The 16,330-nt window shown below is 33.4% G+C and carries 14 protein-coding genes; 5 read left to right on the plus strand and 9 right to left on the minus strand.

Translation table 11 applies throughout. From position 1 onward, the window contains the following. The first annotated feature begins 60 nt into the window (after positions 1-60). Positions 61-186, plus strand: a complete 126-nt coding sequence (locus CN946_RS11695; RefSeq protein WP_098429176.1) for a YfhE family protein — start codon at positions 61-63, stop codon at positions 184-186. Between the two features lie 106 nt (positions 187-292). On the opposite strand, the gene CN946_RS11700 is transcribed toward CN946_RS11695, so the two are convergent. The 3 genes from CN946_RS11700 to pflB form a co-directional block, all read right to left on the minus strand. Further along, the gene (locus tag CN946_RS11700) at positions 293-472 is read right to left on the minus strand and encodes a hypothetical protein (protein WP_098429177.1); all 180 of its coding nucleotides are present in this window, start codon (positions 470-472) and stop codon (positions 293-295) included. Positions 473-667: 195 nt separating this feature from the next. Further along, the gene (pflA, locus tag CN946_RS11705; RefSeq protein ID WP_098861271.1) at positions 668-1,396 is read right to left on the minus strand and encodes a pyruvate formate-lyase-activating protein; all 729 of its coding nucleotides are present in this window, start codon (positions 1,394-1,396) and stop codon (positions 668-670) included. A gap of 80 nt (positions 1,397-1,476) precedes the next feature. Beyond that, positions 1,477-3,702, minus strand: coding sequence for a formate C-acetyltransferase (gene pflB, locus CN946_RS11710; RefSeq protein ID WP_098861272.1), 2,226 nt, complete (start codon positions 3,700-3,702; stop codon positions 1,477-1,479). 386 nt (positions 3,703-4,088) lie between these two features. Here pflB and CN946_RS11715 point away from each other — a divergent pair, with 386 nt between their 5' ends. The 4 genes from CN946_RS11715 (at position 4,089) to CN946_RS11730 (ending at position 10,331) form a co-directional block, all read left to right on the plus strand. Continuing rightward, positions 4,089-4,982 carry an ATP-binding protein gene (locus CN946_RS11715; RefSeq protein WP_098861273.1) on the plus strand — a complete coding sequence of 298 codons (894 nt, stop codon included), beginning with the start codon at positions 4,089-4,091 and terminating at the stop codon, positions 4,980-4,982. A 19-nt stretch (positions 4,983-5,001) separates the two neighbouring features. Beyond that, complete coding sequence (locus tag CN946_RS11720; protein ID WP_098861274.1) at positions 5,002-6,879, plus strand: vWA domain-containing protein; 1,878 nt, start codon at positions 5,002-5,004, stop codon at positions 6,877-6,879. Between the two features lie 234 nt (positions 6,880-7,113). Then, positions 7,114-9,036, plus strand: coding sequence for an LTA synthase family protein (locus tag CN946_RS11725; protein ID WP_098861275.1), 1,923 nt, complete (start codon positions 7,114-7,116; stop codon positions 9,034-9,036). Between the two features lie 143 nt (positions 9,037-9,179). Beyond that, on the plus strand, positions 9,180-10,331 hold the full coding sequence (locus tag CN946_RS11730) for an AI-2E family transporter (RefSeq protein WP_098861276.1): 1,152 nt from the start codon (positions 9,180-9,182) through the stop codon (positions 10,329-10,331). A gap of 70 nt (positions 10,332-10,401) precedes the next feature. Here the strand turns inward: CN946_RS11730 and CN946_RS11735 are convergent, their stop codons facing one another. The 6 genes from CN946_RS11735 to CN946_RS11760 form a co-directional block, all read right to left on the minus strand. After that, positions 10,402-10,884 (minus strand): methylated-DNA--[protein]-cysteine S-methyltransferase, encoded by a 483-nt coding sequence (locus CN946_RS11735; protein ID WP_098861277.1) that lies wholly within the window; start codon positions 10,882-10,884, stop codon positions 10,402-10,404. A gap of 16 nt (positions 10,885-10,900) precedes the next feature. Continuing rightward, positions 10,901-11,377, minus strand: a complete 477-nt coding sequence (locus CN946_RS11740; protein ID WP_098861278.1) for a GNAT family N-acetyltransferase — start codon at positions 11,375-11,377, stop codon at positions 10,901-10,903. Positions 11,378-11,388: 11 nt separating this feature from the next. Continuing rightward, the gene (locus CN946_RS11745) at positions 11,389-11,880 is read right to left on the minus strand and encodes a DinB family protein (RefSeq protein ID WP_098861279.1); all 492 of its coding nucleotides are present in this window, start codon (positions 11,878-11,880) and stop codon (positions 11,389-11,391) included. 108 nt (positions 11,881-11,988) lie between these two features. Further along, on the minus strand, positions 11,989-12,738 hold the full coding sequence (locus CN946_RS11750) for a sulfite exporter TauE/SafE family protein (RefSeq protein ID WP_098861280.1): 750 nt from the start codon (positions 12,736-12,738) through the stop codon (positions 11,989-11,991). 488 nt (positions 12,739-13,226) lie between these two features. Further along, positions 13,227-14,183 carry a glutaminase A gene (glsA, locus tag CN946_RS11755; protein WP_098861281.1) on the minus strand — a complete coding sequence of 319 codons (957 nt, stop codon included), beginning with the start codon at positions 14,181-14,183 and terminating at the stop codon, positions 13,227-13,229. 99 nt (positions 14,184-14,282) lie between these two features. Further along, complete coding sequence (locus CN946_RS11760) at positions 14,283-16,178, minus strand: DEAD/DEAH box helicase (RefSeq protein ID WP_098861282.1); 1,896 nt, start codon at positions 16,176-16,178, stop codon at positions 14,283-14,285. Between the last annotated feature and the right edge of the window lie 152 nt (positions 16,179-16,330).

Raw genomic sequence — 16,330 nt, forward strand, 5'->3', positions numbered from 1 at the left:
ATCAGCCACAAAAAATGGAGAGACTTACTAAGGATTTTATAACTTAGCGAGGTGTTTTTTGTGGATAAACGAAAAGATAAAACGAGACGTAATTTAAGTTCTACTCAAGAAGTATTATATGCAAAGGAATTTAAGAAAGCTGATCGTGCTGCAGGTTATACTAATTTTAATGGAGTAGGCAAATAATTTTATTCAAAAAGGCTTTCTTAGGAAGCCTTTTTTGTTTTTCTAGAATAACTTTATAAACTGTAATACTCTGTATAAACAACTTTCAAAATTTACAATATCTTATTTAATTTTCACTTGATTCAATAATATAAACAGATGACGGTCTAACATAATATTCCTTACTAAGTTTTTCTTTTATTCGATGCATTTCATCTTCAATTTTTTCTCCTCGAACAAAAGATCCCCCTTCGATTCCATTCTGATCATCTAGTAAAACATACCAAGAAAAACGAAACTCCTTCATAAAAATTCACCCTTTAAAATAAGTAACTATAAATAACTATTTTTCATTATATTCACTAACCTCAAATTTATTTTAGTCAATCGTCTAAATAATAATAAAAAGCTTATTAAATAAACTGTCCTTTAAATGTTAGACGCCTAACATTTAAAGGACAGTTCAACGTAATTAGTTTTATAAACAAGTTTGTAATTCTTTCTAATGAGTTAATAGTTGATAAGCATGATTAACACTTTCATTTGATGGTGGTTGAATATCTTTTAAAGGATATTTTAATCCTAATGCTTCCCATTTATAGACTCCTAATTGATGATATGGTAAAATTTCTACTTTTTCCACGTTACCTAAAGTGTTTATAAAACTACCTAGTTTTATTAGATCATCTTCTGAGTCGGTGATCCCAGGAACTAAGACATGCCTAATCCAAACCGGAATATTTTTCTTGCTCAAGTATTTTGCAAAATTTTTAATTTGCTCATTTGATTTTCCCGTAAGTTTTATATGTCTTTTTTCGTCAAAATGCTTTAAATCTAATAATACTAAATCAGTGTATTCTAATACTTCGTCTAATTTTAAAAGAAAGTTTGGCTCAGTGCTGAAACATCCACCCGATGTATCAATCGTTGTATGAATCCCACTTTTTCTACAAGATTTAAACAGTTCTAATAGAAAGTCTAATTGTAATAATGGTTCTCCACCACTAACCGTAACACCACCTCCAGATGATCTCATAAATGGAATATACGTCTTGATATCCTTCATTAATTGATCAACTGACATTTCTTTGCCTGCTCCAATTTTCCACGTATCTGCGTTATGACAATATTGACATCTTAATAAACATCCTTGCGTAAAGATTACATATCTAAGACCTGGTCCATCGACAGTTCCACAAGTTTCAATTGAATGTATATTTCCTGAAATCATTGTCATTCTCCTCCTCATTTAGTAAAAACATTCAAGCCTAGTGAAGCATGTCCCCCACTAGGCTTGAAAAACAGAGATTATTACATAGAACCGTGGAAAGTTCTATTTATTACGTCAATTTGTTGTTCCCTAGTTAGTTTTATGAAGTTAACTGCATAACCCGAAACTCTAATCGTTAATTGCGGATATTCTTCAGGATGTTCCATTGCATCCATTAATGTTTCTCGATTGAATACATTTACGTTTAAGTGATGACCACCTTTTTCTGTATATCCATCTAACATTGCTACTAAGTTTACTATTTGTGTACTCTCGTCCTTACCTAAAGCTTTTGGAACGATTGAAAAAGTATTTGAAATTCCATCTTGTGCATCTTCGTAAGGTAATTTCGCTACTGAATTTAATGATGCTAGAGCTCCATTTGTATCGCGACCATGTAACGGATTGGCACCAGGAGCAAATGGTTCTCCAGCTTTTCTTCCGTCTGGTGTATTCCCTGTCTTTTTACCATAAACAACATTAGACGTAATCGTTAGCACTGATGTTGTATGAATTGAATTACGATATGTTTTATGCTTTCTTACTTTTGCCATAAAGCTTTCAACAAGTTCAACTGCAATATCATCTACGAGATCATTGTTGTTCCCGTATTTTGGATACTCTCCCTCAATTTCAAAATCAACAACGATTCCATTCTCATCTCGAATTGTTTTAACATTTGCATGCTTAATAGCTGATAATGAATCAGCACATACTGACAATCCTGCAATACCTGTTGCCATAGTACGTTTTATATTTGCATCATGTAACGCCATTTCAATTCGTTCATAGCTATATTTATCATGCATAAAGTGGATACAATTTAATGTATTAACATATAAGTCTGCTAACCAATCTAATAAAACGTCGAACTTAACCTTTACTTCCTCATAGTCCAGATACTCAGATGTAATCGGAGCATACATAGGTGCTACTTGAGCTTTTGACTTTTCGTCTTTACCACCATTAATCGCGTATAACAATGCTTTAGCAAGATTTGCACGTGCGCCAAAGAACTGCATTTGTTTACCGATTGTCATAGCGGAAACGCAACATGCAATACCATAATCATCACCATAATCCGGACGCATGATATCATCATTTTCATATTGAATTGAGCTAGTTTTAATTGACATTTTAGCACAATATTGTTTGAATCCATCTGGTAGTTTTGATGACCATAAGACAGTTAAGTTAGGTTCTGGAGCTGGTCCTAGATTATCTAAAGTATTTAAAAAACGGAATGAGTTCTTTGTTACAAGTGGACGACCATCTATTCCTATTCCACCGATTGACTCTGTTACCCAAGTAGGATCGCCTGAAAATAATTCATTATAATCAGGCGTACGAGCAAACTTGACTAATCTCAGTTTCATTACAAAGTGATCGACTAATTCTTGTGCGTCTTGTTCAGTTAAAGTACTTTCTTCAAGATCTCTTTCTATATAAATATCCAAAAATGTTGAAACTCGCCCTAAGCTCATAGCTGCTCCATTTTGCTCTTTTATTGCTGCTAAATAGCCAAAATATAACCATTGGAAAGCTTCTTTTGCGTTTGTTGCAGGTCTAGCAATATCAAACCCATGTTTTGTTGCCATTTGTTTTAATTCATTTAATGCACGGATTTGTTCATTTATTTCTTCACGATCTCTTATTACTTCTTCTGACATAACACTTGTTGTTTTATTTAAAGTATCAATTTTATCTTTAATCAGTCTATCTACCCCATATAAAGCTACCCTTCTATAGTCACCTATAATTCTTCCACGCCCGTAAGCATCAGGTAGACCTGTAATAACACCAGAACTTCTTGCTGCTTTCATTTCTGATGTATAGGCATCAAATACGCCTTGATTATGTGTTTTTCGATATTCTGTAAATATTTTGCTTATTTCATCATCAACTTTATATCCATAAGACTCGCATGATGCTTCAGCCATTCGAATTCCACCGAATGGTTGTAATGATCTTTTAAACGGTTTATCTGTTTGGAATCCAACAATTTGCTCTAATTCTTTCTCTAAGTATCCTGGTTCGTGTGAAGTAATCGTAGATACAATTTTCGTATCCATATCTAAAACTCCGCCATTTTCGCGTTCTTCTTTAGATAGTTTAAGTACTATATCCCATAGTTTATTAGTTGCATCTGTTGGTCCTAAAAGAAATGAGTCATCCCCAACATAAGATTTAACATTTTTTTGAATAAAGTCCCTTACATCAATCGTTTGTTCCCATCGTCCAGTTTCAAATTGTCTCCATTGTTCCATCGTATTACTCCTCCTCTTTTTGCATATAATACAGAAAGTTAATTAAGTATATAACAGATTACGTATCTAATTTAACATACGATGAACTGAAACAATCGTTTGTATTATGAACATATTGTGAAACATTGAACAAATTAGTTGCAAAGTTAACTCATATAAACACTTAATTCTTTCCACTAAATTACAGTTGCTTCATATATATAGTAATTCACTCTGAAAACTTTCCTGTTAAACGACAAACTGTTATACTCAAAAGATAATAACTGTATTAGCAATTTCATGTGAATTTGTGGACAAGACATTCACAATCCAACTATGCGATAATACAATGGTTAATACACAAATGCATAATCCAATTGAACAATGTTTATTTAAAGGAGTAATTTATGAATACAAAACTAAATCTTTCTAGTTCGATTAATGAAAAATTAAATTTAATATATAATGAACAAATTCAAAAAGTTCTAAAAGAAGAGCAATTATTAATCGGCACAAAACAATATGTTTCTCAAGACAAAACGATTTTAGAAGATGCTATTACTGCCCTTCTTCTTGGTAAAAATATTTTATTAAAAGGTCCAACAGGAAGTGGTAAAACGGTTTTAGCTGAGACTCTTTCAAAATTGCTTTATCAACCGATGCATAGCATAAACTGTTCAGTCGATTTAGATATAGAAGGTATTGTTGGATACAACACAATTACCTCTAATACGAACGGATCTGAAGTAGTATTCATCGATGGACCTTTAATGAAAGCAATGAAAAAAGGTCATATTTTATATATTGATGAAATTAACATGGCTAAACCAGAAACATTACCATTACTACATGGTGCACTTGATTATCGAAAAATGATAACAAATCCATTCACTCAAGAAGTAGTAAAAGGTGACGAAAACTTTAGAGTAATCGCCGCAATAAATGAAGGATATGTAGGAACAAGCGAATTAAATGAAGCTTTAAAAAATCGCTTCATTATCATAGATGTTCCATATATTAACGGGGAATCATTACTTCAGTTATTAAAAGATGAATCTGAGCTTAAAGATGAAGACCTACTAAAGAAATTCACAAGCTTTTCAAGTGATTTAATTCCATTAGCAAGTGAAGGCAGAATTAGTGAAGATGCAGCAAGTATTCGAGGTGTTCTTGACGCATGTGATTTATCTGTTCATATACCAGTACTTCGAGCAATTGAACGTACAATTATCGCTAAATTAAGTGATGACATTGAGCGCGAGACTGTTAGAGAACTAGCAGAAAGTTATTTTCTTTCTTGAAATGAGTGATGATTAACATATGAAACAAATCATTTTTAACAATAAAAAAATCGACGCTTCCACTTTTCTTCAAATGGAAAATTTATCGATTTCTCTTTCGAAAGATCGTAGTTCATTTTTAGAATTTGATTTTCAGGCGTATTACGACGATGAAGAACAAAAATTTACTGTCAGTCATTTTTGGGATACACAAGAGCATAGTACACAGTTACAAGGTTTGAAATCAGATGTGTACTTAAAAGCTTTAGGTAATAAACATTACTCAGATTTTAGTGAATTTAAAGAGACACTAAAGGAATTACAAGAAACTCATTTAAAAAGTTTTTTCACACAATTATTTGTCCTTCTTGAGGATATCCGGCTTGAAGAGTTAATTATTCATCAAAGATCAGGTACAAGACAATTATTTTCTACTAGAAGAAATATATATAGACATTATTTTCAATCACAATTCAAAGCAAATGAAATGCGTAATTTCCAATTAGATCAATTATTTTGTTTAATTTATCTTTCACTTACTTCTACTCAATTAACTTATCAAACGAATGAACAACTCGAGGATATTTTACCCATCCTCTTCCAAGCGTTTGAAGCTAAGAAAACAAGTGATATTTCTTCCATTGTATTTAGAGTGCAGCAGAGACTACTCTCACTGTATAAGGAAGATATGATTCACACATATTTTGGCTATTTACCGTTAAATAAAATTAACGAATTAGCTTTATGTAATAGTAAGGTAAAAGAGCTTCAAAATGACGACCAGCAAGAGGGTCTTGATGAAAGAAATAGCGAAGATGAAAGATTATCAACCTGGCATAGAGAAAGTAAAAATAATGAAACAGATGATAATTTTTTACGATTTGAAGTTGAAAGTGGTACAAAAACTTCTATTAAAGCTAATTTTGCACGAGAAGAAGAGGCCGGCGATCAGGCAATTGCAAATGCATTTGGTTCCTCCAAACAAGGAGAGAATAAAAAGTCAAAACAAACTGATTCTTATGAGGCTACGAATTCATCCTCTTCACAGCAAAATCCTTTTGGTAAATACAATAGTAATGTTTCTATCAAATATAAAGAAGCAATTGGACAAACAGTTACCGAAAAGAAACAGTATTCTACATTGTCATCAATGGTATCTAAAGATGTTAAAGAACTAAGAAAAACGATAGAAAAATCATTAGAAAATAAACAAAATGCACCTACTGATAAATACTATGGTAGGTTAAATAAAAAATGGATTCGACTTTTCACTGAAGAAAATCCAAAAATGTTTTATAAAAAACAAACTGAATCGAAAGAATTAGATGCTGTTTTTTACTTATTAGTTGATTGCTCGGGATCGATGTTTAATAAAATGGATGAAGTGAAAAAAAGCGTCATTCTATTCCATGAAACTTTAAAACAATTAAAAATCTCTCATAGTATTAGTGGCTTTTGGGAGGATGCTTCAAATGCTACAAAAGAAAACAAACCAAATATTTTACATCAAGTCATTCCGTTTTCAAGCTCTTTATCACCTTCAGTAGGTCCAAATATCATGCAGCTTCAAGAAGAAGAGGATAATCGTGACGGCTTAATGATTCGAATTGTTTCAGAAGAGCTCGCTAAACGTTCGGAAAAGCATAAATTTTTGCTCGTATTTACAGATGGCGAACCTTCAGCATTAGATTATTTCCAGGATGGGATTATCGATACGCATGAAGCAGTTAAACAAGCTAGAAAACTTGGAATTGAGGTAATCGGTACTTTCATTGAGGAAGAAGAACACCAAGAAGAAACTTCACAATTAATGAAAAATATTTATCAGCACCATTACTTAATCGCCTCAAATGCAGAGGATTTAAGACTTCAATTAAAACCAATGCTAAAAAAATTACTATTAAGAAGCATAGATTAAGATAGTTGTCCATAAAATGAAAAGAAATAGGCTTACTAGTAGCCTATTTCTTTTTTATTTTATAGGTAGTTAGAATATTTTGTCGAACAGATTTACATAACGAAATCGTATTTCCTATTGATTTTTAAAATTAAACGGAGTACGATAAATTTTGACGACTTAGAGAGATGCATATTTAAAGAAAAGCTAGTGAATGACCGCTAGTTTGTTTTGTATTTAAGGGGGATTAGGACTATGCCTACTTCAATTAAAGCAACATTTTCACGTGTACGATTCGTATTACTGGTTGCGTTAGTAGTTTGGCTAAAAACGTATATTGTTACTCTGTTTGGATTCGATTTAAAAATTGATACAGTCTTTCAAAATGTAATATTATTTATTAGCCCTTTGGCATCCTCATTATTCCTTGTAGGGATCGCACTTTTTTTCAAAGGGAAAAAACGTAATACAATCGCGCTTTTGACTAATTTCATTTTAACCTTGCTATTATGTGGAAACGTTTTATTTTACGGATTCTTTAACGACTTCATAACATTACCAGTGCTGTTCCAAACTAGTAATATGGGCGATTTAGGATCAAGTGTAAAAGAACTAGCAAGCTTTAAAATTCTTTTTATGTTTATTGATATTGTTATCCTATATTTAATCTCAAAGAAATTTCCTAAATTTTCAAACACTGGTCGAGTACCTTCATTTATGAAGTCAACTTATTATTTAATGACGATTGCAATTGCAGTTTTAAACTTAGGTTTAGCTGAAATGGAAAGACCTGAATTGCTTACTCGTTCATTTGATCGTGAAATGCTTGTAAAAAATCTTGGATTATATGTTTACCAAGGTTATGATTTATCACTTCAAACAAAGACTTCAACACAAAAGGCCTTTGCGGATAGCAGTAAATTAACTGAAATTGAAAACTATGTAAATAGTAACGGCGTAAAAGCAAATGCAAAGCTTTTCGGTAAATATAAAGGTAAAAATGTTATTGTTATTTCTTTAGAATCAATGCAAAATTTCACAATTGGCGCAAAGGTTAATGGTAAAGAAATAACTCCATTTTTAAATAAATACATTAAAGAAAGTTATTATTTTGACCACTTCTATCACCAAACTGGTCAAGGAAAAACATCTGATGCTGAGTTCATTATTGATAACTCTTTATATCCATTAGATCGCGGTGCTGTCTATTTTACCCATGCAAATAACGAATATATGGCTACTCCTGAAATTTTAAAAGATCAAGGATATTATTCAGCTGTTTTCCATGCAAATAATAAAAGCTTTTGGAATCGAAATGTAATGTACCCTTCTTTAGGCTACGATCGCTACTTTAATGAAGTAGATTATAATATTACCGATGAAAACTCAGTAAACTGGGGATTAAAGGATGAAGATTTCTTTGAACAATCACTTCCTCTTTTATCACAAGTGAAACAACCGTTTTATACTAGATTCTTAACTTTATCAAACCACTATCCTTTCGTACTTGATCCACAAGATCAATACATTGATCAATATAATTCTGGTGACGAGACACTTGATCGTTATGTAACAACAGTACGATATATGGATGAATCAATTAAACACTTTATTGAAGGTCTGAAAAAATCAGGTCTATATGATAATACAATTCTTGTTATGTATGGTGATCATTATGGTATTTCTGAAAACCACAATCGTGCAATGGCTCAGTTCTTAGGTAAAGACGAAATTACTCCATATGACCATATGGATTTACAACGTACGCCATTTATTATTCATTTACCTAAGCAAAAACAAGGTCAAACAATCTCAAAGGTTGCTGGTCAAATTGATGTAAAACCTACAATTCTTCATCTGTTAGGCGTTGATACAAAAACAGATATTGAATTTGGTAAAGATTTATTTAGCCCAGATTATTCGGAATTCATTGTTTTCCGTGATGGAAGCTTCGTTACAAATAAATATTATTATGTAGCTGGCTCTAATGAATTTTATAATCGATTAACTGCTGAAAAAGTAGAAGTTCCTGATCAAGAAGCGAAACTATTAATTGATAAAGCAAAAAAAGAGCTAACACTATCAGATAATATTGTTTACGGTGATCTATTCCGTTTCTACAGTGGAAACAAGCATAAAACAGGTACAATGCAAACAATAACTGAACCAAATCAGTAAAAGGTACTTCAAAAGAACCTCACAGTCTAGTAATTAAATTTTTAGTTTTATACACCGAGAGATGCTTTTACAAGCATCTCTTTTTGTTATAATATGGTATTTATACATAGTTTTTTAATTAAAATATAGTGGGAGGATATTAATTGTATAAAAACTCTAAGTTATTATTTTGGACGATCGAACTACTATTATTATTCTTAGTCTTATTCGTTGGAACAAAAATATCATTCTTATTTCAACCAATTGCTATTTTAATCAGTACTTTATTCGCGCCAATACTTGTCTCAATCTTTCTATATTTCCTATTTGCACCAATAGTTGATTTTTTAGAGCGAAAAAAAGTGCCCCGTTCAATAGGCATTCTTCTTCTCTATCTCGGATTAATCCTAATTGCTGTAGTATCTATCATTAATGTATTCCCAACCTTAACTGAACAATTTAAAGATTTAGTAAATAATATGCCAACAATTGTAAATGAAGCAACAAATAAGATTGGCCTATTAGAGAAGTGGTTAGGAAGTCAAAATTACGTTGAAATTAAAGATTTAGAAAAGAAAGTTGCAGACTATGCCCTAGTATTTATCGGGGGCATAACTGGAGGAATTGGTGCGTTTTTCAATATTTTAAGTAATGTAACGTTAATCATATTAACAGTTCCATTTATACTGTTTTATATGTTTAAAGATGGTCATAAATTTCCAGCTGCGATGTCTCGTTTTTTACCACAAAGCTTAAGGAATGAAGCAATTCATATTGCAAATGAAACAAGCGAAACATTGGCTTCATACATTCAGGGTCAAACGATTGTTTGTATTTTTGTTGGAATTGGGACATTTATTGGATATAGTATTATCGGAATACCTAATGCCTTAATTTTAGCGTTAGTAGCTGCTATTACAAATATTATCCCTTACTTTGGCCCGTTTATTGGTGGAGCTCCTGCAGTGATCGTTGCGGCTCTAATTTCTCCTAAATTAGCTTTATTCGTTGTACTGATCATTTTAATTGTTCAACAAATTGATTCAAACTTAATCTCACCATATATCATGGGGAAAAAGTTAAATATTCATCCTTTAACGATTATTTTATTATTATTATTCGCTGGTAACTTTGCAGGTGTACTTGGTATGGTTTTAGCTGTGCCAACATACGCAATATGTAAAGTAGTGATTGTTAATATAACTAGAATCATCAATTTAAGGAAAAAAGCGAAATTCGCGGATAAGATTATTGATGACGATCCTGAAACAAATATCGAAATAAACATTAACAACGATAACGATCAAAAAGAATAAATAAGAGCAAGAATAATGAAGTTGGAGTGATATTCACTCTTAACACTTCCGTTATTCCTGCTCTTTCTTTTTAAAATTTAAAAGTCTCTCTTCCCTGCTCTCTATTTAATAGCCATTCTTTCCTCCACAGGCCACCAGCATAGCCTGTTAGCTTCCCATTTGACCCAATAATGCGATGGCATGGAACGATGATACTTAATGGATTTCTTGCATTTGCATTCGCAACTGCTCTTACTGCCTTGGGGTTTCCTATTCGAGTAGCAATATCTGCATACGAAGCAGTTTCTCCATATTTAATCTTAACTAGTTCCCGCCACACACTTTCTTGAAAAGGAGTTCCCTTTGCAATTGATTGAATACTAAATTCCTTCCTAGATCCACTGAAATATTCAACCAATTCATTTCCTGCATCCTTCAAAGAAGGTGGCACTATTTTTTGAATTTCGTCATTCTCTTCTTTGACAAAATCAATATATGCTACTCCTTTTTCATTTCCAACAATCCTTAAAGTACCTAACGGAGTGTCTATATAAGCTGTATCTAATTGATTCATAAATCATTCTCCTAGATTATTTATCTAAATTTGGAAAATACTCCATTGCTTCAATACATTGATTATAACCGTTTCTCTTATAAAAATTAACACCTTGCTCGCTCGGCCAAACAATAACAAATTCGAACTTCATTTCGCTTACCCATTTATTTACTTTGGAGATTAATTTTCCTCCAATCCCCTTCCCTCGATACTCCTTTAATGTATATACATTCGTCATGAAAGCAAAAGGATTAGTCACTCTACCAGGTCGAGGTACTTTTTGAATAAGTTCAATATAAATATGGGAAACAATTGTACCTTCTATTTCAGCAACCCATATATACCACTGCTTACTGTTCATTGCATTTAGTAAAAAATCACGACATTCACTGGAAAAGTTATTGTATTCACTCTCTTTAATTCTTCCAGTCTCGTAATCTTCCAAAGTAATATCCCATCTCATCTTAATTAACTGCTCAATATCTTTTACTTCTGCCAATCTCGTATTCATTTTATCCCCCCCTAATCCTCGGTACCTAAAACATCAGTATTAGGTGGAATATAGCCCATCTGTCTAGCCATCGCGACAATTTGCCCTTTATGATGATATTCATGCGTGATCGTATGTACCAACAATTTCATCGGTGTGAAAGATATTTCTTCCTTATGATCTCTCCATGGAATCTTTCTAACAATTGGTTTATTCAAACGGTCAACTGTCATATCCAATAATTCACTCACGAATAAATCAGCTTGTTCAAATCTTGATTTAATATCATCAAGGCTAAGATTTACAACGTTTTCCTTTGGCGTAATTGGCTTTTTCGTTTTCACTAATATAAAAGACCCAACCCATGCAATATAACATTCAGCTATATGTAGTAGCGTTTCTCTAACACTTTGGAAACCAAACCCGTCTAATTTACGAGTAAAATCCTCTGGCTTTAATTCACCACAAAAATTTAACAAGGCTTCACGATTTTCTTTTACCCATTGATATTCCTTCAAATTCACTACACTCACCTCTTACACTTTTGATTAATTAAGCTATTCTACCTAGTGGTAAAAATTACCTCCAAGTAAAATAATAAAGGCCTGTATATACCTACAGACCTAGTTTTTTTATATAAATAACTTTAAACTTACTTGAACAATTAATAAAACAGAAACTGAAATTAATAGAATTCTAGCTAGCTTCATTGGAACAAATTCTGCAAATCTTAACCCTACTTGATTACCAACAATTGAAGCAGCAGCCATGGTCACAGCAATTTTCCATTGGAAGTGCCCTGTCATATAAAATATGATAAATGCTGATAAACAACTCCCAAAATTTAATACTCTAGCCAACTGAACTGCATTAACATAAGTAAACCCTTTTTTAATAAAATACAAGATTGCAAATGTTGAAGAACCTGGACCGAAGCCTCCGTCATAAACACCAATCCCTGTTAAGATGCCCCTATCTAGCAATGTTTGCTTTTCAACACCACTTTTATTCGTAGTTTCATAGTTCCACTTTTTACTTGCAAATGTTAGCCATAATGAACCAGTTAATAAAACTAATGCCACAATATTCATTACATGTTCATCTAACATGCTCGTTACAAATGCACCAATTCCCCCACCAATAAACGAAACGAATATAAATTGAAAAATGACTGAGGCCTTAAAATCTTTCTTTTTAATTGTATAAAGGATACTACTAAACGAACCCAAACCTGAAGCAAACTTATTTGTGGCAATACCCGTTTGTATAGGAATGCCAAGAAAAATCATCATCGGGAGTGTAATTAATCCTCCACCACCTGCTAATGTTCCAACTACTGCTGCACCGATTCCTAAAATAAAAAGTAATAATAGTGAGTCCATTTTCCTATCTCCCTTTTTTGCGTCTATCCTTACTATACACAAAATATTCGAAAAAAGGGAATCTAAAGACCTCATTATATGTGGATGATTATGGAATAGCAGGACTAAGGAGAGAAATTAAAAGGGGGGTGGGACTTTATCACTAAAGTGAGGAACTTGATAAAATGTAAAACTGACTTTAAGAAAGCACTAAACGACGAACTGCAATTAAAATTCGAGAATCGCAAATAAAGTAGAAAAATACCTATAGTGGTAAAGGTATTAGAACATAATAATTGTACTGAAGTAGCTAATTTCAAATGGAATAATAGCAAAATTTCTCTAAGTTTTCTCTAATCTGATAAAAAACGAAAAAAATTTGCTAGTTTACTATAAAGAGTAGCAGTAAAATTCATCACAAATGAATAATACTGACAAGATACCCCACCTCAACATAAAAAGGGCTTGCCCACTCGTCAATTAACCTAACTTATGGACAGCCCTCTATATTAAAAAATACTCAAGTTATATCGTGAAGCCAGTAACTCTAATAATTTAATACCGGCTATACTATTTCCTTTTTCATCAAGTGACGGTCCATAAACACCAATTCCAAATCGGCGAGGTACCGCACCCATAACACCACCAGAAACACCACTTTTAGCAGGAATTCCAACTTTAATCGCAAACTCACCCGATGCATTATACATCCCACAAGTAACCATAAAAGTGTTACAAATCTTTGCTACTTTTTCAGGTATAAGCTGCGCTTTAGAAATTGGATCCCAACCATCAAGTGCGAAAATAAGTCCAATTCTCGCCATTTCTAAACAGTTTATTTCGATTGAACATTGTTTTGTATATAAATCTAATAACAATTCAACATCTTCAGTAATAATTCCATGCTCTTTCATAAAGTAACAAAGCGATCTGTTCAAGTGCGCTGTTTCAAATTCAGATGTAGCAACTTCTTTCGAATAAGAAAGATCTTTATTATCTGTTAAAACCCTCATAAAGTTTAATAGTCGATTAAAGCGATCATTTATACTATGACCTTTAATCATACTTGTAACTGCCAAAGCCCCCGCATTAATCATTGGATTTAACGGCTTTCCAGCAGACCTAACTTCTAATTTTGCAATTGAATTAAACGGATCACCAGTAGGCTCCATCCCTACTCGCTCAAATACAAAATCTTCTCCACGATCCATTAAAACTAAAGCTAGCGAAATTACCTTCGAAATACTTTGCAAAGTAAAACGGATGCTCGTATTACCAGCTTCAAAATGTCGTCCATCAGGCAAAAACACAGCCAACGATAAATCCTTTTTATTTGCCTTTGCAAGAGCAGGAATATAATTGGCTACTTTTCCATACTGAATAAACTCCTTTGCCTCTTCAATAAGGACTTTCAATTCCTCCATATGGTGAACTTCTTTTTCCTCTCGAAAACCATTCTGCGTCATAAAATCACCTGTTTATTTCATTTTTAAGGGAAAAGACATTCCCAAAATCACTTTATAAGAGTATGCCTACAACTCCCTACCTACTCTTCACGTTTTTTCTTATCTACTTCTCCTACCAGATCTGCCCTCATTTCTTGTTGTTCTCCCTGCACTTCTTGTTCTATCTGCTCTGCCTGCATTTCCTGGTCTTTCCGCTCTGCTTGCATTTCCCGTTCTTTCTGCTCTACCTGCATTTCCTATTCTTTCTGCTCTACCTGCATTTCCAGTTCTTTCCGATCTGCCTGCATTTCCTGATCTATCCGCTCTGCCTGCATTTCCTGGTCTTTCCGCTCTGCCTGTATTTCCTGATCTATCGGCTCTGCCTGTATTTCCTGCTTTATCCGCTCTACCTGCATTTCCTGGTCTTTCCGCTCTGCCTGTATTTCCTGCTCTATCGGCTCTGCCTGTATTTCCTGATCTATCCGCTCTGCCTGCATTTCCTGGTCTTTCCGCTCTGCCTGTATTTCCTGCTCTATCGGCTCTGCCTGCATTTCCTGCTCTATCCGCTTTGTCTGCATTTCCTGATCTATCCGTTCTGCCTGCATTTCCAGGTCTTTCCGTTCTGCCTGCATTTCCTGGTCTTTCCGCTCTGCCTACATTTCCTGTTCGATCCGCTCTGCCTGCATTTCCTGCTCTATCCGTTCTGCCTACATTTCCTGGTCTTTCCGTTCTGCCTGCATTTCCTGGTCTATCCGTTCTGCCTGCATTTCCTGGTCTATCCGTTCTGCCTGCATCTCCTGGTCTTTCCGCTCTGCCTGCATTTCTCGATCTTTCTGCTCTACCGCCATTTCTCGATCTTTCTGTTCTGCCTGCATTTTCTGTTCGATCCGCTCTGCCTGAACTTTCTCCTCTTTCCATTTCTATTCTTTTAATTGAAAGATTAAGCTCTTTTTCAATTACTCTCATATCTTGAAAATCTTTTGGAGTAGCAAATGTAATCGCAATACCAGTATCTCCAGCACGTCCTGTTCTTCCAATTCGATGTACATAGCTTTCTGTATCTAATGGTATATCATAGTTGAAGACGTGAGTAACACCTTCGACATCAATTCCTCTAGCTGCTACATCTGTTGCTACAAGATATTGTATTTTAGCTTCACGGAACAATTTCATAACTTTTTCGCGCTTGCCTTGGGTTAAATCTCCGTGTAGTTCTTCAGATAAAAGACCTTTTCCTTTAAGCTGTTCATTTAATTTATTAGCTCTTCTTTTTGTTCTGCAAAAAATGATTGCTAGAAACGGCTCTGCTTCTTTGATTTGATTCAATAAAGCATTAAGTTTTCCGCGATCTGTTGTTTCAATAATTAATTGTTCAATTTCATCTAGTGTAATTCTTTTAACCTTTACTTTAATAATTTCCGGCTTTTTCATGTAACGCTTTGCAAGTGATTGGATTTGATCTGGCATTGTTGCAGAAAATAATAAGGTTTGTCTCGATACAGGAGTTTGATTGATAATATCTTCTACCTCGTGTAAAAATCCAATATGTAACATTTGGTCTGCTTCATCAAGCACTAGAAAATCAACTTTATCTAAATTTATAGTTCCTCTTCTTAAATGGTCTAAAAGTCTACCAGGTGTTGCAATGATTAAATGTGCACCACTTTTTAGTTTACGCGCTTGTTGTTCAACATCTTGTCCGCCGTACACAGCAAGTACTCCAAAATCATCACTAACAATCCTTTTAGCCTCAGCAGTTATTTGAAGAGCCAGCTCTCTTGTTGGAGCAACGACTAATGCTTGTGTATGTGGTAATTCTAAGTTAATTCTTTCTAGGATTGGAAATAAGAATGCAAATGTTTTACCAGTTCCTGTTTGCGCCTGTCCTATTAAATCCTTACCTTCAAATACAATCGGAATTGCCTTCTCTTGAATCGGAGTAGGCTCTGTTATCCCTAATTCAGTTAAATACTCAGTTAATTCCTCACTTAAACCTAAACTAGAAAATTTATTCATTATATTTACCTTACTTTCTATTTTCTATCATTATAAATAATAATGGTTGTTTCATATATTTACTCAAAAATGACTTATCCATTGTATCACAACGTTTATTAATCTTTTAAAATAATTCTTATTTAACTTTGTCAGTAAAATCGATCAGATTT

Source organism: Bacillus sp. AFS053548 (genome assembly GCF_002575105.1).
GTDB lineage: Bacteria > Bacillota > Bacilli > Bacillales > Bacillaceae_G > Gottfriedia.

Excerpts from the sequence above, each read along its gene's own strand:
- pflB (WP_098861272.1), bottom strand. The coding sequence starts at position 3,702 with ATGGAACAATGGAGACAATTTGAAACTGGACGATGGGAACAAACGATT.
- CN946_RS11740 (WP_098861278.1), bottom strand. The coding sequence starts at position 11,377 with ATGAATACGAGATTGGCAGAAGTAAAAGATATTGAGCAGTTAATTAAG.
- CN946_RS11760 (WP_098861282.1), bottom strand. The coding sequence starts at position 16,178 with ATGAATAAATTTTCTAGTTTAGGTTTAAGTGAGGAATTAACTGAGTAT.
- pflA (WP_098861271.1), bottom strand. The coding sequence starts at position 1,396 with ATGATTTCAGGAAATATACATTCAATTGAAACTTGTGGAACTGTCGAT.
- CN946_RS11735 (WP_098861277.1), bottom strand. The coding sequence starts at position 10,884 with ATGAATCAATTAGATACAGCTTATATAGACACTCCGTTAGGTACTTTA.
- glsA (WP_098861281.1), bottom strand. The coding sequence starts at position 14,183 with ATGACGCAGAATGGTTTTCGAGAGGAAAAAGAAGTTCACCATATGGAG.
- CN946_RS11750 (WP_098861280.1), bottom strand. The coding sequence starts at position 12,738 with ATGGACTCACTATTATTACTTTTTATTTTAGGAATCGGTGCAGCAGTA.
- CN946_RS11715 (WP_098861273.1), top strand. The coding sequence starts at position 4,089 with ATGAATACAAAACTAAATCTTTCTAGTTCGATTAATGAAAAATTAAAT.
- CN946_RS11725 (WP_098861275.1), top strand. The coding sequence starts at position 7,114 with ATGCCTACTTCAATTAAAGCAACATTTTCACGTGTACGATTCGTATTA.
- CN946_RS11720 (WP_098861274.1), top strand. The coding sequence starts at position 5,002 with ATGAAACAAATCATTTTTAACAATAAAAAAATCGACGCTTCCACTTTT.
- CN946_RS11700 (WP_098429177.1), bottom strand. The coding sequence starts at position 472 with ATGAAGGAGTTTCGTTTTTCTTGGTATGTTTTACTAGATGATCAGAAT.